The following is a 22,906-nucleotide window of genomic DNA, read 5'->3' on the forward strand; positions in this document are numbered from 1 at the left end:
TCAGGTTTGATTAGCCCAGGAGTTTACGACCCATGACCAAGCGCTGAACCTGATTTGTGCCTTCGTAAATCTGGGTGATCTTAGCGTCACGCATCATACGTTCGACTGGGTGGTCAACCACGTATCCAGCACCACCCAGAAGCTGAACGGCATCGGTTGTAATCTCCATAGCGACGTCTGAAGCGTAGGCTTTCGCCGCAGCCCCAAAGAAGCTCAAGTCGTCATCGTTACGTTCAGACTTAGCAGCCGCTGCGTAGGTGAGCTGGCGTGCAGCTTCAAGTTTGGTCGCCATGTCGGCCACCATGAACTGGATTGCTTGGAAATCAGCAATGCGCTTACCGAATTGCTTACGTTCTTTGACGTAGTCGATCGCATAATCCAGCGCACCTTGCGCAACTCCCACCGCTTGCGCTGCGATGGTCACACGAGTGTGATCCAGAGTCTTCAATGCGATCTTCAGACCCTGTCCTTCTTCACCGACCCGGCGGCTGTCAGGGATCCAGCAGTCTTCGAAGAACAGTTCGCGAGTAGGTGAACCCTTGATCCCCAGCTTGCGTTCTTTTTCACCGAAGCTGAACCCTTCGTCACCCTTTTCAACGACAAACGCCGTGATGTTATTACCGCGCTTTCCGTCAGGATCGGTCACAGCCATGACCGTGTAAAACTCGCTCACACCGGAGTTGGTGATCCACGTCTTCACACCGTTGAGCACCCATCCGTCACCGTCACGAACAGCGCGTGTCTTCATGCCAGCAGTGTCGGATCCTGCTTCACGTTCCGACAGACCGTAGCTAAAGCCTTCACCACGAGCCAGACGCGGAAGGTACGCCTGCTTGACTTCGTCGCCACCACCAATGATGACCGGCATCGAACCCAACTTGTTAACGGCTGGGATAAGCGAAGACGACATGCAACCGCGTGCAACTTCTTCAATGACAATCGCAGTAGCCAGTGCGTCTGCCCCTACGCCTCCGTATTCTTCACCTACGTGAGGAGCGAAGAAGTCGGTTGCGATGAGCGCGTCGTGGGCTTCCTGTGGGTAACGCGAATCGGCGTCAACTTCAGCCGCAAAAGGTGCGATCTTGTTTTCGACAACATCGCGTACAGCGGCACGAATTTCTTCGTGCTCTTCGCTGAGCTTGTACAGATCAAACATGAGACTCCTTCTGTGTGTGTTCAAGCTTCTGGGTAAGCGCCCGCCCTTTGTCGCGGGCCTGGGTGTACAGATCTTCACGGTAGGTGTCGAGGCGAGCACGTAGCGCGTTCGCTTCGTTGTCTACACCTGTTGCAAGAATACGGGCCGCCAGCAGCCCCGCGTTCTTTGCTCCACCTATCGACACGGTTGCCACAGGAACTCCCCCAGGCATCTGCACGATCGACAAGAGTGAATCCATGCCATCTAGGTATTTCAACGGAACTGGCACACCGATAACGGGAAGACTTGTCACTGATGCAATCATGCCTGGCAGGTGAGCAGCTCCCCCGGCGCCGGCGATAATCACCCTGACACCACGTTCAGCCGCCCTACTCCCCCACTCGATCATGTCGTGGGGCATCCGGTGAGCTGACACGACCTCGGCGGTGAAGTCGATTCCCAACTCACTGAGCACGTCAGCGGCGGCAGACATGACGGGCCAGTCCGAATCTGACCCCATCACGATTCCTACAGTCATGCTTTCTCCGTTCGGTTTGGCCAGGGGTTATCGTCGACCCCGGCGATGAATTCTGCTGCGTGGAGAGCGCGCTGGGCGACGTCCTCGGGGTCCTCACCTGTCACGTTGACGTGTCCCAGTTTGCGCCCCGGGCGCACCGACTTGCCGTACATGTGCACTTTGGCACGCGGATCGTGCGCAAGCACGTGGAGGTACGCGTGGTACAAATCGTCTCGGTGGGCTCCCAGAACGTTTCCCATTGCCGTGTACGGAGCCAACGGGCTGGGGTCGCCCAGTGGCAGGTCCAAAACTGCGCGCAAGTGTTGTTCGAACTGGCTGGTCACGGAACCGTCTTGTGTCCAATGGCCCGTATTGTGAGGGCGCATGGCCAGCTCATTGACCAGGTACCCGTCTGCGGTTTGGAACATTTCAAGGGCCATGACGCCAGTGACGTCAAGTGCGTGAGCCAGAGTCAAAACGTCCTGTGTGATTGTCCGCGCTAGATCCGCATCAAGACCGGGAGCAGGCGCGACCGCTTCGTAGCAGATCCCGTCCTTCTGTCGAGTTGCCACAACCGGCCACACTGCTGTCTGACCAGATGGCGAGCGCCCCACCATCACTGCAAGTTCACGGCTGAAATCGATGAGTTGTTCTGCTAGAAGGGGCCCTGAACCGAACCAGTCAGAGACCGCATCAAGGTCTGCTTCGGAGCGGATAAATGCTACGCCGTGCCCGTCATAGCCACCCGTGGGGGTCTTGAGGACGGCTGCTCCGTGTTCGCGCACAAACGCGCCGAGGTCGTCCACAGTTTCGATCTGTGCCCAGCGTGGGTTCGGAAGCCCTAGCTCGTCAATTTTGGCGCGCATTTTGAGTTTGTTTTGCGCGTACTGCAGGGCGTGTGGTCCGGGGTGGACGTTGAATCCTTCGTCAATGAGCTTGACCAGGTGCTCATTGGGAACGTGTTCGTGGTCGAAGGTGATGACATCCACCGTCCTGGCGAACTTTTTGAGCGTTTCGTAGTCCTTGTAGTCGCCCACGGTGACATGTGAGGACACGTGGGTCGCGGGACCGTCAGCGGATTCGGCTAGAACGTGGAAATGAACACCAAGAGCTTCAGCTGCTGGCGCCATCATGCGCGCAAGCTGTCCAGCTCCGATTACACCTACTCGTGGAAAACTCACGTTCTCACTTTAGCTACCGCGTGCCATGATCGTGTGGTGGCCCGCCGTGCTACTCACGTATCTTGTGTGAAATTGTCAGACCTTTCCACATCTACGAACTAGAATCGGCGTGGACCTTTTTCCAGTTGCAAGGGATGTAGATGAAGTTTCGCCGTGAAACGTTGCGGGTCGCCAAGTTTTCGGCAGTAGGCACCGTTGCGTTCATTGTGGACTTCTTAGTGTTCAATCTTTTGCGCCTGGAGGTTTTTCATTTAGGCCCGGTGTGGGCCAAGATCATTTCTGTGGCCTTGGCCACCACGGTTTCGTGGTTGGGTTCCAGGTACTGGACGTTCACGGATGGTCGCAACAAGTCAAAAACAAAAGAGGCCATCTATTTCTTTAGTGTCAACGGGGCGGGCCTTTTGATTGCCCTGGCGTGCTTGTGGGTATCGCACTATCTGTTGGGTTTCCGGTCTGCACTGGCTGACAATATTTCTGGCAATGTGGTGGGCGTTCTGTTGGGCAACATTTTCCGTTACTTCATGTACCGGTTTTTCGTGTTTAAACCAGCCCCTAAGCGGCAACGGCTCGACGTCTAGTTACTTACCCAGCGCAATAAGCGGGATCGCAAGTTCTTCTGCCGTGATTCCACCGTGATGGCCTCGGAGTTTCAACGCCGACGGACTGTCGTTGCGCGAGTCCACAATCGCGGTCCCGGCGTGGCTGATGGCCACGACATCGCCAATCCGGCCCAGGTTCTCAGGTCGCACTGGACCGAACCACCCGTCTGCCACCGCCTGTTTGCGGGTCATCGCGTAAACCCGTCCGGCTGCAATTTCGTTGATCGCCGAGGCGGTCTCAAGTGGCCGCGGTGTATAGAAGTGAGTTGCGCGGGGCTCCCCACCCACTGCACTGACAAGTTCGCATACCTCCGGGTGGTCGGCCAGGTCGATCCGAGCGTCATAGTCGACGTTCACCATGCCGTGATCGGCGGTGATGAGCAGTTGAGCGTCACGGGGCAGGCTGTTGGCCAGGCGCGCTAGCCCGGCATCGACTGCTTCGAGTTCATCTGTCCACGCGTGGGAGTCGGTTCCTTTTCCATGCCCTGTTTTATCGAGGGCACCCCAGTAAAAGTAGATGAGCCTGCGCCCTGGTTTTTTCGCTTCTTCCACCGCGTGTTGAGCCCGTTGATCAAATTGGTGCGAACCTCGGAAGGCGCCACCTCGCAGGGAAGCCGCATTGAGACCTCGGCCTACAAATTTCGGTTCCCCCAGGCTGACAACGTCAACACCGCTAGCGTGAAGGCGTTCAAACAGCGTGGCGTCAGGGACCCACGTGTGCGGATCCCGGGTGGTGTTCCACGTGAGCTGGTTGAACACGTCACCGGACTCTGGGTCCTTGAGCTTGTATCCCATCACGCCGTGGGCTCCTGGCAGTAGGCCAGTCCCCAGCGAAGACAAAGAGTTGGCTGTTGTTGAAGGGAAACCGGCGGAAAACTCGGCGACAGAGTCCCTCACTGACCTTAAGAATGGAGCGTACGCCCATGAGGCTCTTAAGAGTTCAAGCCCCATCCCGTCGATGAGGGCAACCACAACCACACGTGTTTCGTGGTCCAAGCCCACTTTTTCGGCACGCACACGCTGGCGGTCCTCAAGGATCTGACCGGCGCCCAACGTGACGGCGGCCGCGGGCACAATATCGGACAAGAGTCCTGCGTCCGCGTAGTCCGGTGGTCGCATTTATGAAGCGTCCCGTCGGGCGTAGTAGACAAGTTTCTTCAATGTGAGAGCGAAACGTTCTGCTTGATCCACGGCGTCTTGTCCTTCTGCCTGGGCAGACACTCGCAGGTTCACGTCTTCGGGAACCGAAGTTCCACCGTAGCCATGGTCCGCATCGCACTGCGGGTCGGCACACGACTCTGGGAACACTTCGAGCCTCCGCACCGATTCCCACCCCAGGCTGACTCCCACTTCCACGGGTTTCTGACCGGGCGTGAAGTGGGCGGGGTCTTGATAGATCCGGCTGAGAATCACTGTGCGAATCCTGTCGAACGGAATGTCTTCGACACTTGCTACACCACGCATGTTTTGTTCTGGACTACCCGGTTCGTCGTCGACATGAACCAGGATCAGCCGAGTTTCAGTCAGCACGAACGCTGTCACGTGACGGTGAATTGATTCGAAGTCCATGTGCGTTTCCATGTGCACACAGTGCTCAACAACAGGTTCATCAAAAAGAACGTCGTTGATGATATTCGCCGCGAGGTGTGGGTAGTACCCCGCGTCTTGCAAGTCACGAAGAAGCGCACCGGAAACAGACATGCACCCATTGTGCCAGTCCCCCCAACGTTTGCGGAAAAGACTATGCTTAAGACATGGTTACGTACCCGAAAAACTGGGAAGCCGATGTTGTCTTGCGTGACGGTGCGACGGCGCACGTCCGCCCGATTGTCCCCAGCGATGCCGACGGCATCCAACTCATGCACTCCAAACAGTCGCAAGAGTCGATCTACCTGCGTTTCTTTGCCCCCATGCCCACGATTCCGCCGCGGGATCTGGAACGTTTCGTCAACGTGGATTATCACGACCGTGTCGCACTCGTGATGGTCGCAGGCGAGGAGATCATCGGGGTGGGGCGGTACGACCGTCTGGATGAAACTTCCGCTGAAGTCGCGTTCAACATTGCTGATGCTCACCAGGGTCGTGGCATTGGTTCGATCCTTCTGGAGCACCTGGCTGCGGTGGCCCGGGAACGTGGTTTGAGTGTGTTTACCGCCGAGGTGCTCCCCCAGAACCGCTCCATGTTGCAGGTTTTCGCTGCCGCCGGCTACGAAATCTCACGCGAATTTGAAGACGGTGTCGTGGCGGTGCGCTTCGAGATCGATCCCACTGAACGGTCGAAGCAGGTGCTCGAATCTCGCGAGCACCGCGCGGAAGCACTTTCTGTTGGATCAGTTCTCAACCCCGCTTCCGTTGCCGTGATTGGCGCTTCACGTAAGCGTGCTTCCGCCGGTAACCTCCTTTTGCGCAACTTGGCGTCAGCGGGGTTCAAAGGGGAGTTGCACATTGTCCACCCGCACGCGCCAGTGGTCGCGGGAATGCCTACCGTGAAGTCGCTTGATGAGATCGAAGGAACCATCGACTTGGCAATCATCGCGGTCCCCGCACCTGCGGTGGTTGACGTGGTGAGGGATGCAGCTTCCCGAGGTGTCCGCGCAGTTGTCGTGATTTCGTCAGGTTTCGCTGAAACCGGGCCGGAAGGCCAGGAACTGCAGCGAGAAGTTGTTGCGACGGCTCGTTCACACGGAATGCGCGTAGTGGGACCCAACTCGTTTGGAATTGCTAACACCAGTACCGATGTTGCTCTTAACGCCTCACTGTCACCGTTCTTCCCCGAGCCCGGACCGCTGGGACTTTTCAGTCAGTCGGGGGCCTTGGGAACGGGACTGCTGGCCGCTGCGAAAAGCCGTGGTTTGGGAATTTCCACGTTCGTATCTGCCGGAAACCGCGCCGATTTGTCCGGTAACGACCTCTTGCAGTTCTGGGAAGAAGACGAAGCCACCCAGATTGTGGGGCTCTATTTGGAGTCGATCGGTAACCCGCGCAAGTTCGCCCGCATTGCCCGCCGTGTAGCCCGGCAGAAGCCCGTCATCGTTATTAAGAGTGACCTCACGGGACGTGAACTGCCCCCCGGCCACCAGGTACGCGTGTCCAGTTTGTCTGGGTCCGCACTCAACCAAGTGCTCACGCAGGCTGGAGTGATCCGCGCTGATTCGATTCACCAGATGTTTGACGTCGCACAGGTGTTCGCCACCCAGCCGCTGCCTTCGGGCGCTCGAGTGGGTGTGATTGGTAACTCCGCCGCACTTTCCACCTTGATCGTGCAACGTGCCCGGGCGGAAGGTCTGCGCATCGACACTCCTCCCGTTTCGTTGCACCCGGAAGTGACCACGGACGAATTTGAAGAGCATTTAGCAAAAATGTACAAGGACCCGTCCGTGCATTCGGTGATCGTAGCATTCGCTCCGTCAGCACGTGGCCAAGAACGCGAAATCACCCAAGTCCTGGCAGAGCAAGCCGCGGTGTCAGGCAAAACAACCGTGGCCTGTTTCTTGGGTCTCATGGGTGCTCAAGAGGAACTCACCGCGTACACCCGTAGCGCTGAAGGCAAGCGAGAGATCCACACGGTCCCCAGCTATATGGGCCCAGAAGATGCCGTGTGGGCGCTGGCCCGTGTTACCGAATACGCCCAGTGGAAACGCTCCGACCAGGGTAATTACCCCGAACTCGAAGGTTTCGACAAGCGTGCGGTGCGTGCCCTTATCGAAAAGGTCCTCCAGCGGGACTCTGAGCACGACGGTGAGGAGGGAACCACCTCGGCGACGGTCCGCCTCACGCGCGACGAAACCCAGGAACTCCTTCACGCGTGCAGCATTCAAGTCCTGCCGTACCACCCGTCTTCTACGGTGGAAGAAGCCAAGGAGATCGCGCGCGAAATTGGCTACCCGGTAGCGCTTAAAGCGGTGGACTCCCGTTTGCGTCACCGTTTGGACTTAGGTGGCGTGCGCTTGGACATTTCCAGCGACGAAGAAATGGATTTCTACTGGAAGTCGATACGCGATGTGATTGCCACCAGGCTCGACGATGACGCGGATACCCGCATCGATGTGCAGACGATGGCCGCACCCGGGGTGGCCTGTGTGGTCCGAGGTGGTGAAGACCCTCTGCTGGGCCCCATGGTGTCGTTCGGGCTGGCGGGAGATTCCTCAGAGCTACTCGACGATGTGCAACACCGTGTTGCCCCACTCACCGACGTCGACGCTAAGTCCATGGTGCGTTCGCTGGGCTCGTCTCCGAGGTTGTTTGGGTACCGAGGCGGGCCGGTAATGAACGTGGCGCCGCTTGAAGAGACAATCCTGCGAGTGGCAGCGCTAATCGACGAGTTCCCCGCGATTCGCTTAGTGGAGTTCAGGCCCATTTCTGTCACGGAAAGTGAACAGGATATTCTGTCGGTTCGTATCGAACTCAACCGCGAATCTGACCGCATCGATTCTGCACGACGACGCATGAGTGCCCACTAAATCCACGGTTTTTAGGGTCTTGGCTTATACCATGAGGGGAGTCTAATAAAGGAGCACGTGTGGCTGATCACATCGTAGATGTCGATGTTTCGCAGGAAATGGAATCCTCGTTCCTCGAATACGCGTACTCGGTGATCTACTCACGGGCCCTCCCCGACGCTCGCGACGGACTCAAACCCGTTCAGCGGCGCATCATCTACCAAATGGGCGACATGGGCTTGCGCCCCGACCGCCCACACGTGAAGTCATCCCGCATCGTGGGTGACGTGATGGGTAAGCTCCACCCTCACTCTGACGTGGCTATTTACGACGCGCTGGTGAGGCTCAGCCAGGACTTTGTGATGCGTGTTCCGCTGGTTGACGGGCACGGCAACTTTGGAACCCTGGACGACGGACCAGCAGCACCCCGGTACACAGAAGCGCGGCTAGACGACGCGGCACTCACCATGATCGCGGGACTGGATGAAGACGTTGTCGACTTCGTCCCCAACTACGACAACTCACTAACGCAACCGGAGGTCCTTCCCAGCGCGTTTCCCAACCTCTTGGTCAACGGGGCTAGTGGAATCGCCGTGGGAATGGCCACCAACATGGCCCCGCACAACCCCGGCGAAGTCATTGCGGCTGCGCGTCACCTCATCGAAAACCCGCACGCCACGGTGAGCGAACTCATGCGGTACGTACCAGGCCCCGACCTACCCACAGGTGGGCGCATTATCGGTCTCGATTCGATCCGTGAAGCATATGAAACAGGGCGCGGAACCTTCCGGACTCGCGCCACGGTGAAGTTTGAAAACGTTACGGCCAGGCGCAAAGGCATTGTGGTCACCGAGCTTCCCTACCTGGTGGGGCCGGAAAAGGTCATTGAAAAAGTCAAAGATCAGGTCCAGGCCAAACGTTTATCCGGGATCGCTTCCATTGACGACTATTCCGACCGCAAGCACGGCCTGCGCCTTGTCATTGGGATTAAAAACGGGTTCAACCCTGAAGCTGTTCTGGAGGAGCTGTACCGGCTCACACCTATGGAAGATTCCTTTGGAATCAACAATGTGTGCCTCGTAGAAGGGCAGCCACGCACCCTTGGTCTCAAGTCTCTTCTCGAAGTGTTCGTTGACCACCGCATTTCCGTTACCCGGCGCCGTACCGTCTTCCAGTTAGGGAAAGCAAAAGACCGCCTGCACTTGGTCGAAGGTCTTTTGATTGCCATCCTCGATATTGACGAGGTTGTTCAGCTCATCCGATCCTCAGATGATGCCGCTCAAGCACGTACCCGCTTGATGGACGTGTTTGACTTAAGCGAAATTCAAGCCACGTACATTCTGGACCTCCAGTTGCGTCGCCTCACCAAGTTTTCGCGCATCGAACTTGAGGCTGAACGCGATGAGCTGAAGTCTCGTATCGAATATCTGCAAGACATTCTCGACCACGATGAAAAACTCCGCGCACTGGTTTCTGACGAACTCCAAGAGACCAGCGACCGGATTGATTCACCGCGACGCACCGTTTTGGTCGAGGGAAACCTCAAAGAGCTTCGCGCTGCCAAAAAGGGCACCAAGCTCACCGTTGCCGACGAACCGTGCTGGGTACTGTTCTCAACCTCGCAACGTTTGGCTCGCACAACCGGTCAGGAACCTCTGTCGGCACAAGGCAGGCGCGCGTCCCACGACGCTTTGGTAAGCCAAGTAGCCACCACCTCGCGGTCCACAATCGCTGCCGTGACAAACACGGGGCGCGTGGTAGGTGTCGACGTTGTCTCTCTCCCCCAGCTTCCTCCGCAAGCTGCCCGCCCCACAGTGGCAGGTGGGGTTCGTGTGAGCGAATACTTCACGCTTGAAAAGAACGAAAAGATCATTGGGCTCATCGACCCTGAACGGGAATGCGTTGTGGGAACCAAGCAGGGAATCATCAAACGCATCAACGGCAATGACCAATTCAAGGACGGGTCCACCCTCATCAACCTCAAGCCCAAAGACGAAATCGTGGGGCTCGCTCAACCTGAGGACCTCAACACGCACTCCGCAGTGTTCATCACCTCGAACGCACAACTGCTCACGTTCGATCTCGAAGGCGTACGCGCGCAGGGCTACGCAGCGTCCGGGGTCGCCGGCATTAGGGTTGCAAGTGACGCGCACGTGATCGGGTTCTACGCTGTGGATCCGAACCACACCAACCAGGTGGTCACGATTGCTACCGGCATGAACTTCGACGGCAAACCCACGCAGTCCATCAAGGTTTCTGACTTCAACGAGTTCCCCCACAAAGGGCGTGGAACAGGTGGTGTGCGCGCCCACCGGTTCCTCAAAGACGAAACTGGACTGGTCCTGGGATTCGCCGGGCCATCGCCACAGGCCTCTGCCTCAACGGGTGGAGCCAGGCAGTTGCCTGCTGAACTGTCCAAACGCGACGCTTCCGGTCAGCCGCTCAACACCAAGATTGACGCGGTTGGAACCGTTCCCCTGGCCACCTCATCGCAGGAAACCACAGAGCCACCGGCCCACAATGAGGAAGCTGGGGCGACCTCGGGCACCAACACCGGCATGGCAACCGGCGGGCCAAACTTAGATGAGGACCCCACTGCCCACATTGGGCGCGAACGCGAAGACGACGACGGATCGCTGTTCTAAAACACCTACTGGGTCAGGTCTAAATCAATCGCGCGGGCAGAGCCACGGGTCATTTCGGTCACCGCGACTGTACCCAGCCCCTGCAGGGTGACGTTTCTGCGGTTCGAAAACACGTAATCGTCGCTGCGCTGGATGATCGAAGCGGTATCAACATCAGTCATGACCGTTCCCGGCTCTGTCATGGCCGTTAACCGTGCCGCCAAATTAACGGTGGAACCAAAAATATCGCCCATTCGCGACAGCACCTTGCCCCACGAGAAGCCCACACGCGCCTCGGGCAGTTCTGAATCTGCGCTGATCTGTTCTTGCAAAGACATCGAGATTTCGGCACCTGCGAGAGGGGTTTCAGCAGCATAGTAGACCTCATCGCCCACCGTTTTGATGATGCGACCGCCTCCAGTAGCCACGATCGCATACGCGAGATCCTGGAACTTCTTAACCAACTTTGCCAGCTGTTTCGGTTCCATCTGCTGTGACAAACGCGTGTAGGACACCAGGTCCGCAAATCCCACAGCACGAGCCAAGGGCATGGCTGAGTCAAACCAGCCTTCACGGTTCTCCATGGCCAGACCGTCGCCCACGTTGACATTCAGGCGACTGAGCACATTGGACATGTTGTGCTTCCACGAATACACCAGCAGGCCCTCTAACGGGTCTAACAGCTTTTCAAGAAGAGGCATGACTACCGAGCGAGCTTCCAAATCGGAAAAACCACGAGTGTCGGTAAGGAACTCAACCAAGGATTCCATCTGCCATACCACCAAGCGATCAGTGGTGTGCCCCACTGCACGCACCAAGGCCATTGCGGTGTCTTCGTCTAGCACTTCTTCGTCGACGAGGCTTGCAACAGCAGAAATCGCGCCCACGTCGTGCATGGTGTAGGCAACTTTCCCAGCAGGAATCTGTGGCAGACCCAAGGCCCGCCAGAACTTGCGGGCAGAATATGTAGACACACCAGCGAGCTGGGCGACTTCCTTGCGTGTGAGGACGCGCTTTCCACCAATCAGCGCTTCTTCTAGGTTCAGCGCGTTGGCTCGCAGCTGGGCTTCTGGCTCCAGCTCTTCGTGTTGCGGTTCCTCTGTTCCGAGGTCTGGTTTAGCCAGACGACCCGAAAAGTCAGTCATGCAGGCCTCACATGAACCACATCTCCTGCGCTCACATCCACCACACCGGAGTCGGTGCGAACACGCAGATCAGCTGAAGGAGAGATTCCAACTGCTTGGCCTTCCAGGTTTGTGTCGCCGGGAAGGGACACACGCACGTGTTGGCCCACTGTTGAAATGAGTGAGCAGGCTTGGGTCACAGCATGAGAGTGTTCCGGTTGGTCATTTTCAAACGCATTCGTCAGGGCATTTTGCAGGTGCAGCATAATCCTGGCGAGGAGCTCTGCTCGATCAATGGCACCGTGGCGGTGAAGCGAGGTGGCGGTGTCTACGGGCATGTTGCTCATGTGAACGTTGATGCCAGTTCCAATCACAATTGCGCCCGCTTCTGACACGTACCGGCACAAAATACCGCATACTTTTTTGCCATCGATCAGAACGTCGTTAGGCCACTTGACGCTAGCGTCCACGCCAAGGTCACGTATTGCCTGCGCAACTGCCCAGCCAGTGAGCAGTGGGACCCATCCCAAGTTCTCTGAGGCTTGTGCCCTGAACACTGTTGAAAAAGTGAGCGCTTCACCTGGTTGCACGGTCCACTGCCTATTCAGGCGCCCTTTTCCTGCGCTTTGAAACTCGGTTCCATAGATAGAAAAGTCGGGCCATGCGTCAGCGTCGCGCATGAGTTCGGACACGAGTTCATCATTTGTTGACCCTACGGATTGCGGCCACACCACGTGGGCGGGTTCGAAGCCACACGCGTGCGCTGCACGCTCAAATGCATGAGGAAAATGATGTGTCGACACCACTCAACTGTATTTTGTTTTGGTGCTCATTCACAATGGCCGGTCACCTGCGGATAGTCTGGGAGTATGAGTTCAGCAAAAACCACTGCGGCGAAGTTGGCCGAATTTATCGAACGTCGGCGCGTAGCTCACGCCGGTAACGAACGGTCCGTCGCCAACCAGCACAAGCGAGGGAAACAAACCGCCCGCGAACGCATCGACGCTCTTCTTGACGAAGGAACCTTCCAGGAGATCGACGAGTTTGTCCGGCACGACTCCACTGCGTTTGGAATGGAAAAGAACCGCCCCGACGGCGACGGCGTGGTCTGTGGTTTAGGGACGATCGCGGGTCGCACGGTAGCGGTCTTTGCCCACGACTTCACTGTCCTGGGTGGGTCACTTGCTGAAGCCAACGGCAAGAAGATCGTGAAAACCCAAAAGCTTGCGCTCAAGCTTGGGTGCCCCATCATTGGGATCAACGACTCCGGTGGAGCGCGCATTCAAGAAGGCGTTGCTTCGATCGCCTTGTTCGCAGAAATCTTCCACTGGAATGTGCAGTCATCCGGGGTTATCCCACAGATCAGCCTCATCATGGGCCCTTCGGCCGGAGGCGCGGTATATTCCCCGGCTCTCACGGACTTCACGATCATGGTCGATGGCACTAGCCACATGTACATCACCGGCCCCGACGTCATTAAGACAGTAACGGGCGAAGAAGTCGGACACGAAGAACTGGGAGGTGGACGTACCCACAACACGGTTTCGGGTAACGCTCACTACTTGGCTCAAGATGAAGCCGACGCTTTGGACTATGTGCGTGATCTGTTGTCCTTCCTTCCACAAAACAACATGGACCCAGCCCCGCACTACCCTCAACCTGCGGATCTGGAGTTGAACGAGGACGATTACGCACTCGACTCGATCATGCCGGACTCGCCATCCACTCCATATGACATTCTCGATGTCGTACGTGCTGTGGTTGATGACGAAGATGTTCTCGAAGTTTCTGAGCTTTTCGCACCCAATGTGGTGACGGCCTTTGCCCGTGTCGAGGGGCACTCGGTGGGCATCATTGCGAACCAGCCCATGCAGTTAGCGGGAACCCTCGACATTGACGCGTCTGAAAAAGCCGCACGATTCGTCCGCTTGTGCGATGCGTTCAACCTGCCGATCCTCACGTTCGTCGACGTCCCCGGTTTCCTCCCTGGAACGGACCAAGAGCTGGGCGGCATTATTCGGCGCGGCGCCAAGCTCATCTACGCGTACGGCGAAGCAACCGTTCCACTCATCACGCTCATCACCCGCAAGGCCTACGGAGGCGCGTACTGCGTGATGGGATCCAAACAGTTGGGCGCTGACATCAACCTCGCGTGGCCATCGGGTCAAATCGCCGTCATGGGAGCCCAGGGTGCCGCCAACATCGTGTACCGTCGCAAACTCAAAGCGGCAGGCGAAGAAGGGCAAGATGTCGAAGCCCTGCGCGCAGAGCTCATCGAGGACTACGAAAATGAGCTTCTCAACCCGTACAAGGCCGCCGAGGCGGGGTTCATTGACGCTGTTATCGCACCTCGGGAGACCCGCGAGCGGATCGTCAGGAGCTTGCGAGCCCTGCGGAACAAACACGTGCGGGGGCCTGAGCGCAAACACGGGAACATTCCACTATGACCAACTACTCCACGAGGCCACCTCTCACGGCGGCAGAAGAACTGGCCCTTGCAAAAGAGGCCGCCCTTGCCGCCCTGGTGGCGTTACAGCCCAGTGACTTAAGCCACGAGGAAGAACCACGCCGGTGGGCGGACCCACAGCGCAACGTGCGCCAGTCGCCACGCGGGTCGTGGGCGCACCGCGCATAATTATTCCGGTCTGCGTTGTCGGCGTGTGGTCATGACATACACGACGGCTGCGCACGCCACCAGCACAACAGCGGCCCAGTACATCGAACGTGGCCCCCACACATTTGCCAGACCGCCAATGAGAACGGGTCCCAAGCCAGTTCCGGTGTCGAGCAGAATGAAGAACGTGGCGACAGCGAGTGCGTAACGCGACGCATCCGACTGGTTGATGACAATTGCCTGTGCACACGGCATGACCGAACCGAAGCCCAACCCCAACGGGACAGCAGCGGCAATCACCATGCCAGACCCTTGTGCCGTCGCCAGCATGATGTATGAGACGGCCATGAACACAAAGATCGGATACATGACCACATCGTCGCCGTACGTGTCTTGAATTCGTCCCACAAATAGCCGCGATGTGAACGTGCACGCTGCCATCACAATGAAAAACCAGCTCGCACCCGCCGCGGCACCGATCTGGTGCGAGTACCCTTCCAGGAACGACAGCACCAGGGAAAACGCGATCCCGCACAGGGCCATCATGCTCGCGATTGGAAGCGCACGCGGATCGATAAACGACGTGATGTGGAACTTCCATTTGAGGAGCTGTTCTTCCCTGGAAGGCGTACGCTCGTCCACCTTCAAGAAGAGGGTGAGAAGCGTCCCCACGGTCGAGAGCACGATGCACACGACAAACACCCAGAACATCCCGTACTTCTGGGACATGACAACCGATACAAACGGACCAAGGGCCATTGCCAGTGACACAGTCATGCCAAAGTATCCGGTGCCTTCTGCCCGGCGATGTTGCGGAATCATCGTTTGGACTGCAGCGGATAGCACTGTGTTGTTGAGCCCGAATGCAGCTCCGTGTAAGAGTCGAATCACGATGAGGACAACAATGTTGTCAACGGGAATGTAGGCCGCACCCAGCACGATGAACGCAATCATGGACACCAACGCGAGGGTCTTCCGTCCCACAAAGTCCATGTATTTTCCGGCGAGCATGCGGGAGAACACCGCGCCCAGAATGAAGGAACTACTCGCGAATCCGGCAACCGCTTGACCAGCGCCAAATTCGCGGATTGCATAAGAAGCCATCGACGTCATGAGCAGGTAGAACATCATAGCCGCGATGAAGTTCACGCAGCTGGCAAGAATGAAATTACCCGTCCACAAACGGTTCATATGGCTCCCGCTCCTCACACTCTTCAATTTTCAACGCGTCCGTCTAGAACCGCGACCGGCTTGTTAGCATACACCCATGACAATACACACATCTCGCACCCCGTCTGCAGTCGACGACGTTGCCGAAGAATATGCACGACAGGTGTACGCAAACTCCTCATCCATGCGAATCGAGTCTGGCGTCGACGGCGACCCTTATGAACTCGACGACTACTCCCCCGCAGCAGCTGCGCGCCACGATGAACTCAACGCGCGCACACTGGCCGAACTCAACCGTGTTGAAGCCACCTCGGCCGACCTTGACGATGTCGACGCCGTCACTCTTGACGCCATGCGTGAACGCTTAGGGCTCGAACGCGAACTTCACGAACGTGGCCTGGATTCCGGGGATCTCAACGTCATCGCCTCCCCCATTCAGGAGCTTCGCGACCTCTTTGACCTGGTGCCCACCCAGACGGCAGAAGACTGGGACCACAACGCTGGCAAACTCGCGAATATCCCCAATGCTCTCGCAGGATACCGCGACGCGTTACAAGCCCGAGTAGCCTCTGGAAAGGCCCCTGCGATTCGCCAGGTTAAACGCGTGATCGAACAGGCCCAAGAGCTTGCTCAGCCCGATGGCCACTACGGCAAGTTCATCGCCAAAGCACGCGGAACCGCTGACGAAGCCCTCCAGTCGCGACTCACGGAAGCTGCAACGGCCGCGCAGGACGCGATGGCACAGATCGCGCAGTTCCTCAAGGTCGAAATCGCCCCGCTTGCCGTTCAGGACGACGCGTGCGGTCGGGAGGACTACGAGCTGTTCTCTCGTCAGTTCTTAGGTGCTCAAGTGGACCTTGACGAAACCTATGAGTGGGGTCTGGACCAGCTGGCGCACATCGACGCCGAACAGAAAAAAGTCATCGAACAGCTGTACCCGGGGGCGAGCCTCGCCGAAGCATTCGAAGCGCTGAACAAGGACCCCAAGTACACCATCCACGGGCTCGACGGGCTGAAGACGTGGATGCAAGAAAAAGCTGATGAAGCTATCAGCATGCTGGCAGGCACCCACTTTGATATTGCTGAGCCGCTCAAAACCATTGAGTGCATGGTGCTCGAAGACGGCACTGGCGGAATCTACTACACGGGCCCCACCGACGATTTCTCCCGTCCCGGCCGCATGTGGTGGTCCGTCCCCCGAGGTGTCGAAACGTTCGCCGCGTGGCAAGAACTCACCACTGTTTACCACGAAGGTGTACCCGGCCACCACCTGCAGGTAGCACAAGCCACCTACCTTCGTGACACGCTCAACACATGGCGTCGAAACCTCTGCTGGGTTTCCGGCCACGGAGAAGGGTGGGCACTCTATGCCGAACGATTCATGCATGAACAGGGCTTCTTAGAAGAGCCCGCATACTACTTTGGGATGCTGGACTCACAGCGCTTGCGTGCAGCGCGCGTGTGCTTGGACATCGGTGTTCACCTGGGTAAAGAAGCGCCGGAATCCATTGGTGGTGGCACGTGGGACGCTGACAAAGCGTGGAAGTTCCTCACCGACAACGCCGCAATGGACCGCAGTTTCTTGGCCTTTGAACTTGACCGCTACTTAGGCTGGCCAGGACAGGCGCCGTCATACAAAGTGGGTCAGCGACTATGGGAGCAGGCTCGCGATTCGGCAGGTGGTTCGCTCAAGGACTTCCACTCACGGGCCCTCAACCTTGGGTCGGTCGGTTTGGACACGCTGATGCGCGCCTTGTGACGGAGTGAGTCACAGCCTTCTGCGTATGTCTTGAGCGATGCCCAATGCTTGCCGAGTCTGATCGTCTGAAGCGCCGTATTCAGGTTGGCAGTCCATCAGCAGGACAACCACTTGGTCAGCGAGAACCCGGTCGCTCAGTTGCGGAACGACTCCAGTAGCGCGCACATCAGCCAGCTCCTGAAGGCTCATACGAATACGCTCCCGGCGCGAAACATTGTTCGCGTCGGGAGCGTTTAACTGTGCAGTTGTGAAACTGGAAATGCGGATTCGCAGACGGCGGATCTCATCGTGAAGATCTTCCGCGTGCGTGCTCATGTCAGTCTCGGAAGTACGAAAGAATACGCAGGATTTCAACGTACAGCCACACGAGCGATGTCATGAGGCTAAACGCACACATCCACGAGTACTTCTCTGGGATGCGGCCAACACTCTTTTCGATCATGTCGAAGTCGCTGACCAAGGTGAGCGCTGCCAAAATGACTGCGACTCCCGAAATCAAAACACCCAGTGGCATGTTGATGCCCATGATGCTGATGTCGATGGTGCGAGCGTTCATGCTGCCACCGGAGAACATTGCGAAGGCAAAGTTAATGAGCGCAAAGATTGCGTAGCCACCCACGGCCAACATGAGGAACTTGGTGAACTTGGGTGACATGCGAATGACGCGGAACTTAAACAGCGCAAACATCAGTCCGAACACAGCCAGCGTCGCCAGAACGGCCTGCATGACGATGCCTGCATACTGCATGTTGAAGATTTTGGAGATTCCACCAACGAACACACCTTCGAACACTGCAAAGGTCAGGATCAGGACAGGTGAAGGTTCGCGCTTAAATCCGTTAATGAGCCCCAGCACAAGAGCAATAATGCATGCTGGAAGCGCGAGCATTGGGACAAACCAGCCAACGGCTGCACCTGCAAGCAGGACACCAAACGACAGTAGCGACTTCATGTAAACGTCGTCGTACGTCATCATGCGGTCTTGCTGAACACGGTGTTCCGTGGTCGCCGAAGGTGCCATGTACATCGAGTTCAGTTCATCTGCCGAAGGAGTCTGAACGGAGTTCATCCCCTGGCGAACTGAGCGGCCCATGAGAGGGTTACTCATAAAAATTCCTCCTGTGTTTGGTATATCTAAGCCTAACTGAACGATCTGTCTGTATGAAAAAACCACCGGGCGAGTGATTTTGTTCCGCCCAGTGGTTTTTTTCTGCAAAAAGTCAGCGCTCTATGGAAGTTCGTAGGTGGTCTGCGCACCGGGACCCATGGGGATACCCGTTGCCCACCATCCGAAGAACAGAAGTCCCCAGGCGACGAACATCGCAAAAGAGAGTGGGATGGTCAGGGACAGGAGTGTTCCGATTCCAGCATCCTTCTTGTACCTCTGAACGAAGCCCAGAATCATGACGAAGTACGGGCTCATGGGTGACACGATGTTCGTGGTGGAGTCACCAATGCGGTAAACCGCCTGGGTCACCTCGGGAGCAATTCCCAGAAGCATCAGCATAGGCACGAGCACTGGAGCCATCAGCGTCCACAGACCGGATCCCGAAGTGATAAACAGTGCTCCTACAGCAGTCAGGATGTACGCTCCGAACAGGATCACGATGGCTGGGGTGTTGGCGCTCTGGAAGAACTCCGCGCCTTTAATAGCCAGAATCTCACCCAGCTTGCTCATCTTGAACAGCGCCAGGAACTGTGAGGCTGCAAAGAACAAGAGCAACACAGGAACCATCGGGGTAAGCCCCTGGACAATCATGTCGGGAACATCAGACGGGCGCTTGATGGACTTGGTGGCGATCCCGTAGACAATACCGACAACAAAGAATCCGAACCCGATAATCGCTGCGATACCGGCCATGAGTGGCGACTTGGGACCAAACGCTCCTTCTTCGTCACGCAAGAACGAACCTTCTGGCAGGGCCAGTACGAACAGCAGAACACCACAGAGGACGGTGGCAATGAGAGCGATCCACATGCCCCGCTTTTCAACAGGAGTGAGCTTCTTCGTCAGATCAGCGTCAGTGGAGGTGTCGCTTGTGTCGTTTTCGACCTCATCAGGTTTGAGATCCTCGCCGCGCTTTTTCAGCAAGGTTTCCGTGACGAGCACAATCGCACCGGCCACAACAAACATCGACACAAAGTTGAAGTAGAAGTTGTCCACTGGCGTCACGACGTATTCAGGGTCAATGATCGCGGCCGCACTCGTGGAAAGACCACCCAAGATTGCGTCGAGGCTGTTGACCATAGGGGCGGCCGAGTACCCACCGGAAGTTGCAGCATAGGCCACGGCACACCCGATGATGGGGTTTCGCCCAACTGCTTTGAACGCAATACCGCCCAAGGGAATCACGATCATGTAGGCAGCGTCTGAGGCAACCGAGGACGCGGTTCCCACCAGGGCGACGATCACGGTGACCCATTTGGGGGATGCGCTCATGAGTGCCGCACGCATGATCGCTGGGATCAGGCCGGAGCGCTCTGCTACTGCGACACCAAAAAGAACAACGAGAACGAGTCCCAGGGCTGGGAAGGTGACGTAGTTTTCAACAACACCGGAAACGATAGCGCCCAGCGACTCTGAGGACGTCAGGTTAACCGCGTTGATGGTTTCACCTTTTGCAGGGTTGACTGCAGACAGACCTGCTGCTGATGCCACCCAGGAAATGAGCATGACGATGACGGCCAGGGACAAGAACAGCCAGAACGGGTGTGGCAGTTTATTACCTGCTTTTTCGATGACGATGAGCAGGCGCATGAGCCAGTTCAGGTCGTCCTTGTGCTTGGTGGCAGGAGCTGACACGCGAGACCTCCTTGTGGTTTTTCGCAGAATAAACCAGAACTTTACAGGAAAACCTAAGACTGCGTGCAACCAAAGAAAAACTCGGAACACCAGGCGATGTTCCGAGTTTCTGCAGGTGGCAGGCCTAGTTAGATACTTTGCCCGCGATAAAGTCTTCGACGGCTTGGCGCGCAAGGTCGTCGTTTTGCTGCTCGGGAGGTGACTTCATGAAGTACGAGCTGGCGGACAGCAGTGCGCCTCCGATACCTCGGTCCAAACCAATCTTTGCCGCCCGGACCGCGTCAATAATGACACCAGCGGAGTTCGGTGAGTCCCACACTTCGAGTTTGTATTCCAGCGACACTGGTGCATCACCAAAGTTGCGACCTTCCAAGCGAACGTACGCCCACTTACGGTCGTCCAACCACTGAACGTAGTCGCTTGGGCCAATGTGGACGTCTCGGCTTTCTAGTTTCGCCGAGGTGTTAGAAGTGACCGCCTGTGTTTTGGAGATCTTCTTTGACTCCAGGCGCTCACGTTCGAGCATGTTTTTGAAGTCCATGTTTCCGCCCACGTTGAGCTGGTACGTGCGGTCCAGAATAACTCCACGGTCTTCGAACAGTTTGGCCATGACGCGGTGGGTGATGGTGGCACCGATTTGGCTCTTGATGTCGTCGCCAACGATCGGAACGCCAGCTTCTTTGAACTTGTCGTCCCATTCCTTGGTTCCAGCGATAAACACGGGAAGGGCGTTAACAAAAGCGACCTTGGCGTCAATGCACGCCTGAGCGTAGTACTCGGTGGCCTTTTGAGAGCCAACCGGGAGGTAGCACACCAGTACGTCGACCTTTTCGTCACGCAAAACTTGTGCAACGTCTACCGGTTCTTCTTGTGACTCTTCGATCGTTTCAAGGTAGTACTTGCCAAGACCGTCCAGGGTGGGACCACGTTTGACCGTCACCCCGGTGGTTGGTACGTCTGCAATTTTGATGGTGTTGTTTTCGCTGGCCAAGATCGCGTCAGCGATGTCCTGACCTACCTTCTTCGCGTCTACATCAAAGGCGGCGACGAATTCGAGGTCGCTGACGTGATAGTCACCGAACTGAACATGCATGAGACCTGGAATCTGTTCGTCCGCTTGAGCGTCCCGGTAGTATTCGACTCCCTGAATGAGGGAAGTCGCGCAGTTTCCGAGCCCTGCGATGGCTACGCGAATTGGGTTTCCCACTGTGCTCTTACTCTCCTTTAAACAACCGCGTCAAGCGTCGTTAAGACACCGGACACTCTATCCTAACGTTCAACGTGGACCTGGTATTCCTGTTCCTGCAATTGAGCAATGCGTGCGTTATGTCACAACTAAGGGTTCGAGTGTGAGGTTGGGGTGTTCACGCTCAACTCCTTGGAGCCTCCACCTGTCAGAAAACAGGGCCAACAGTGTGCCGTCGGAGCGTTGCAAGACTTCGACGCTACGTTCCCGGGCAAGGGTTGGGATGTCTTCTTGGACAGTTCGACGTGCGATTGTGTACGCCAGACGTTCAAGCGTGCACGGGGCGTTAAATTCGTTTTGCATGCGATCTTCTGCAACTTCGAACTGCATAGGCCCCACCGCACCCAGAACTGGTGCTTGATCACCGCGCAGGTCAGAACGCAAAACCTGGATGACACCTTCGTGGTCCAGTTGCTCAATTCCTCGCCTGAACTGTTTGTACTTCGAGGAGTCCTTGGCGCGAATCACCATGAAGTGTTCGGGTGAGAACGACGGAATGGGCGGAAAAGAAACTGGTTCGTCGAGGTACAGCGAATCCCCTACTCGCAGGGCTGATGCGTTGACCAGACCCACCACGTCTCCGGGAAAAGCCGTGTCGATGACTTCTCGGTCGCGCCCAAAAACCTGCTGAGCATATTTAGTGGCAAAAGGTTTTCCGGTGGCAGCGTGCGTAACCACCATGCCACGTTCAAATACTCCCGAACACACGCGCACGTACGCTAAGCGGTCGCGGTGGTTAGAGTCCATGCCTGCTTGCACTTTGAACACGAAACCAGAAAACGGCGCGTCCACTTCTCGCGGGTTTCCGTCCACATCAATCCGCGCATGTGCCGGTGGGGCGATGTCGACCAGCGTGTCCAGGATCTTGTGCACGCCAAAGTTCAGAACCGCTGATGCGAACATGACAGGGGTGGTGCGTCCAGCCAGGAACGATTCTTCGTCGTAGTTTTGGTCTTCGAGTTCCAAGAGGTCTGATTCGTCCACCGCATTCGTCCACGCGTCACCTTCGAGCTCTTCGGCGGCCTCGGCGTCCATCGTTTCTTCACCGGCGATGGTGGCTCCACCGTCCGTGCGCGTGAACTTGGTGTACGTACCGTCTTCCCGGTTGAGAACACCTCGGAAATCACCGGACTGACCCACCGGCCATGTCAGTGGCGTGGGCACCATGCCGGTGCGTTGCACAATTTCATCCATGAGTTCGAGCGCGTCAATACCGGGCCGGTCCCACTTGTTGATCACGGTGATGATGGGAATTTCGCGGTGCTTACACACGTCAAAGAGCTTCATGGTCTGGGTTTCTAGCCCTTTAGCCGCATCGACAAGCATGATGGTGAGGTCGACCGAGGACAGTACACGGTACGTGTCCTCAGAAAAATCCGCGTGACCAGGGGTGTCGATGAGGTTGATGACGGTGTCGCGGTACTCGAATTGGAGTGCTGCTGAGGAAATCGAGATTCCGCGGTCCTGCTCCATTTTCATCCAGTCGGACACGGTCGACCGTCGCCCAGCCTTGCCATGTGTTGCACCCGCCTGCCCAATGACGCGGGCGTGAAGGGCCAGAGCTTCTGTCAGCGTCGATTTACCGGCGTCCGGGTGCGAAATCACCGCAAATGTGCGACGTCGCTGGGCCTGCGTGCGAATCTCTTTAGGGCTGAAGTCTGTTGGAGTCACCGCACCATTCTATGTGTGCCCATG

At 57.0% G+C, this 22,906-nt stretch carries 19 protein-coding genes; 6 read left to right on the forward strand and 13 right to left on the reverse strand.

Annotated elements, in window-relative coordinates; all coding sequences use genetic code 11:
• Window positions 1-10 precede the first annotated feature (10 nt).
• The 3 genes from QP868_RS02760 to QP868_RS02770 are packed head-to-tail and all read right to left on the reverse strand — an operon-like array spanning window position 11 to window position 2,833.
• Window positions 11-1,156, reverse strand: coding sequence for an acyl-CoA dehydrogenase family protein (locus QP868_RS02760; RefSeq protein WP_284925132.1), 1,146 nt, complete (start codon window positions 1,154-1,156; stop codon window positions 11-13).
• Complete coding sequence (gene purE / locus QP868_RS02765) at window positions 1,149-1,673, reverse strand: 5-(carboxyamino)imidazole ribonucleotide mutase (RefSeq protein ID WP_284925133.1); 525 nt, start codon at window positions 1,671-1,673, stop codon at window positions 1,149-1,151. Before purE ends, QP868_RS02760 begins: the two co-directional genes overlap by 8 nt.
• Window positions 1,670-2,833 carry a 5-(carboxyamino)imidazole ribonucleotide synthase gene (locus tag QP868_RS02770; RefSeq protein ID WP_284925134.1) on the reverse strand — a complete coding sequence of 388 codons (1,164 nt, stop codon included), beginning with the start codon at window positions 2,831-2,833 and terminating at the stop codon, window positions 1,670-1,672. Before QP868_RS02770 ends, purE begins: the two co-directional genes overlap by 4 nt.
• A gap of 140 nt (window positions 2,834-2,973) precedes the next feature.
• Here QP868_RS02770 and QP868_RS02775 point away from each other — a divergent pair, with 140 nt between their 5' ends.
• The gene (locus QP868_RS02775; protein WP_284925135.1) at window positions 2,974-3,411 is read left to right on the forward strand and encodes a GtrA family protein; all 438 of its coding nucleotides are present in this window, start codon (window positions 2,974-2,976) and stop codon (window positions 3,409-3,411) included.
• Here the strand turns inward: QP868_RS02775 and QP868_RS02780 are convergent, their stop codons facing one another.
• Both QP868_RS02780 and QP868_RS02785 read right to left on the reverse strand, forming a co-directional pair.
• A complete protein-coding gene (locus QP868_RS02780; RefSeq protein WP_284925136.1) occupies window positions 3,412-4,551 on the reverse strand; it encodes an alkaline phosphatase family protein in 1,140 nt (379 codons plus the stop codon).
• A complete protein-coding gene (locus QP868_RS02785; protein ID WP_284925137.1) occupies window positions 4,552-5,133 on the reverse strand; it encodes a DUF5998 family protein in 582 nt (193 codons plus the stop codon).
• 53 nt (window positions 5,134-5,186) lie between these two features.
• Between QP868_RS02785 and QP868_RS02790 the strand changes: the two genes are divergently transcribed.
• Window positions 5,187-7,892: a bifunctional acetate--CoA ligase family protein/GNAT family N-acetyltransferase gene (locus QP868_RS02790; RefSeq protein WP_284925138.1), complete on the forward strand. Its 2,706-nt coding sequence runs from the start codon at window positions 5,187-5,189 to the stop codon at window positions 7,890-7,892.
• A 98-nt stretch (window positions 7,893-7,990) separates the two neighbouring features.
• Window positions 7,991-10,516 carry a DNA gyrase/topoisomerase IV subunit A gene (locus QP868_RS02795; protein WP_284925200.1) on the forward strand — a complete coding sequence of 842 codons (2,526 nt, stop codon included), beginning with the start codon at window positions 7,991-7,993 and terminating at the stop codon, window positions 10,514-10,516.
• Between the two features lie 5 nt (window positions 10,517-10,521).
• Here QP868_RS02795 and QP868_RS02800 read toward each other — a convergent pair whose 3' ends face one another.
• Together QP868_RS02800 and QP868_RS02805 are read right to left on the reverse strand one after the other, a co-directional pair.
• Entirely contained in the window at window positions 10,522-11,640 is a 1,119-nt protein-coding gene (locus QP868_RS02800) for an adenylate/guanylate cyclase domain-containing protein (RefSeq protein WP_284925139.1), read from the reverse strand.
• On the reverse strand, window positions 11,637-12,422 hold the full coding sequence (locus QP868_RS02805) for a biotin--[acetyl-CoA-carboxylase] ligase (protein WP_284925140.1): 786 nt from the start codon (window positions 12,420-12,422) through the stop codon (window positions 11,637-11,639). Before QP868_RS02805 ends, QP868_RS02800 begins: the two co-directional genes overlap by 4 nt.
• 66 nt (window positions 12,423-12,488) lie before the next feature.
• On the opposite strand from QP868_RS02805, the gene QP868_RS02810 reads away from it, so the two are divergent.
• Together QP868_RS02810 and QP868_RS02815 are read left to right on the forward strand one after the other, a co-directional pair.
• On the forward strand, window positions 12,489-14,066 hold the full coding sequence (locus tag QP868_RS02810) for an acyl-CoA carboxylase subunit beta (RefSeq protein ID WP_284925141.1): 1,578 nt from the start codon (window positions 12,489-12,491) through the stop codon (window positions 14,064-14,066).
• Entirely contained in the window at window positions 14,063-14,254 is a 192-nt protein-coding gene (locus QP868_RS02815; protein ID WP_284925142.1) for a hypothetical protein, read from the forward strand. The genes QP868_RS02810 and QP868_RS02815 overlap by 4 nt, the downstream gene beginning before the upstream one ends.
• On the opposite strand, the gene QP868_RS02820 is transcribed toward QP868_RS02815, so the two are convergent.
• Window positions 14,255-15,424, reverse strand: a complete 1,170-nt coding sequence (locus tag QP868_RS02820) for an MFS transporter (protein ID WP_284925143.1) — start codon at window positions 15,422-15,424, stop codon at window positions 14,255-14,257.
• Between the two features lie 76 nt (window positions 15,425-15,500).
• Here QP868_RS02820 and QP868_RS02825 point away from each other — a divergent pair, with 76 nt between their 5' ends.
• On the forward strand, window positions 15,501-17,162 hold the full coding sequence (locus tag QP868_RS02825; RefSeq protein WP_284925144.1) for a DUF885 domain-containing protein: 1,662 nt from the start codon (window positions 15,501-15,503) through the stop codon (window positions 17,160-17,162).
• Window positions 17,163-17,171: 9 nt separating this feature from the next.
• Here QP868_RS02825 and QP868_RS02830 read toward each other — a convergent pair whose 3' ends face one another.
• The 5 genes from QP868_RS02830 to QP868_RS02850 all read right to left on the reverse strand — a co-directional run bounded on the left by QP868_RS02830 (window position 17,172) and on the right by QP868_RS02850 (window position 22,882).
• Complete coding sequence (locus QP868_RS02830; protein WP_284925145.1) at window positions 17,172-17,477, reverse strand: hypothetical protein; 306 nt, start codon at window positions 17,475-17,477, stop codon at window positions 17,172-17,174.
• Between the two features lies 1 nt (window position 17,478).
• Window positions 17,479-18,270, reverse strand: a complete 792-nt coding sequence (locus QP868_RS02835; RefSeq protein ID WP_005884590.1) for a Bax inhibitor-1/YccA family protein — start codon at window positions 18,268-18,270, stop codon at window positions 17,479-17,481.
• Between the two features lie 120 nt (window positions 18,271-18,390).
• Window positions 18,391-19,920, reverse strand: a complete 1,530-nt coding sequence (locus QP868_RS02840; protein ID WP_473964620.1) for an AbgT family transporter — start codon at window positions 19,918-19,920, stop codon at window positions 18,391-18,393.
• Window positions 19,921-20,089: 169 nt separating this feature from the next.
• On the reverse strand, window positions 20,090-21,172 hold the full coding sequence (locus tag QP868_RS02845; protein ID WP_284925147.1) for an inositol-3-phosphate synthase: 1,083 nt from the start codon (window positions 21,170-21,172) through the stop codon (window positions 20,090-20,092).
• A 117-nt stretch (window positions 21,173-21,289) separates the two neighbouring features.
• Window positions 21,290-22,882, reverse strand: a complete 1,593-nt coding sequence (locus QP868_RS02850) for a peptide chain release factor 3 (protein WP_284925148.1) — start codon at window positions 22,880-22,882, stop codon at window positions 21,290-21,292.
• Window positions 22,883-22,906 lie beyond the last annotated feature (24 nt).

Source organism: Brevibacterium sp. UMB1308A (assembly GCF_030230605.1).
In the GTDB taxonomy this organism is placed as follows: Bacteria; Actinomycetota; Actinomycetes; order Actinomycetales; family Brevibacteriaceae; genus Brevibacterium.

What these genes read in the sequence shown, in the direction of transcription:
- QP868_RS02835 (WP_005884590.1), bottom strand. Translation starts at nt 18,270, where the DNA reads ATGAGTAACCCTCTCATGGGCCGCTCAGTTCGCCAGGGGATGAACTCC.
- QP868_RS02825 (WP_284925144.1), top strand. Translation starts at nt 15,501, where the DNA reads ATGACAATACACACATCTCGCACCCCGTCTGCAGTCGACGACGTTGCC.
- QP868_RS02820 (WP_284925143.1), bottom strand. Translation starts at nt 15,424, where the DNA reads ATGAACCGTTTGTGGACGGGTAATTTCATTCTTGCCAGCTGCGTGAAC.
- QP868_RS02775 (WP_284925135.1), top strand. Translation starts at nt 2,974, where the DNA reads ATGAAGTTTCGCCGTGAAACGTTGCGGGTCGCCAAGTTTTCGGCAGTA.
- QP868_RS02790 (WP_284925138.1), top strand. Translation starts at nt 5,187, where the DNA reads ATGGTTACGTACCCGAAAAACTGGGAAGCCGATGTTGTCTTGCGTGAC.
- QP868_RS02800 (WP_284925139.1), bottom strand. Translation starts at nt 11,640, where the DNA reads ATGACTGACTTTTCGGGTCGTCTGGCTAAACCAGACCTCGGAACAGAG.
- QP868_RS02830 (WP_284925145.1), bottom strand. Translation starts at nt 17,477, where the DNA reads ATGAGCACGCACGCGGAAGATCTTCACGATGAGATCCGCCGTCTGCGA.
- QP868_RS02795 (WP_284925200.1), top strand. Translation starts at nt 7,991, where the DNA reads ATGGAATCCTCGTTCCTCGAATACGCGTACTCGGTGATCTACTCACGG.
- QP868_RS02840 (WP_473964620.1), bottom strand. Translation starts at nt 19,920, where the DNA reads ATGCGCCTGCTCATCGTCATCGAAAAAGCAGGTAATAAACTGCCACAC.
- QP868_RS02785 (WP_284925137.1), bottom strand. Translation starts at nt 5,133, where the DNA reads ATGTCTGTTTCCGGTGCGCTTCTTCGTGACTTGCAAGACGCGGGGTAC.
- QP868_RS02810 (WP_284925141.1), top strand. Translation starts at nt 12,489, where the DNA reads ATGAGTTCAGCAAAAACCACTGCGGCGAAGTTGGCCGAATTTATCGAA.
- QP868_RS02760 (WP_284925132.1), bottom strand. Translation starts at nt 1,156, where the DNA reads ATGTTTGATCTGTACAAGCTCAGCGAAGAGCACGAAGAAATTCGTGCC.
- QP868_RS02780 (WP_284925136.1), bottom strand. Translation starts at nt 4,551, where the DNA reads ATGCGACCACCGGACTACGCGGACGCAGGACTCTTGTCCGATATTGTG.
- purE (WP_284925133.1), bottom strand. Translation starts at nt 1,673, where the DNA reads ATGACTGTAGGAATCGTGATGGGGTCAGATTCGGACTGGCCCGTCATG.
- QP868_RS02815 (WP_284925142.1), top strand. Translation starts at nt 14,063, where the DNA reads ATGACCAACTACTCCACGAGGCCACCTCTCACGGCGGCAGAAGAACTG.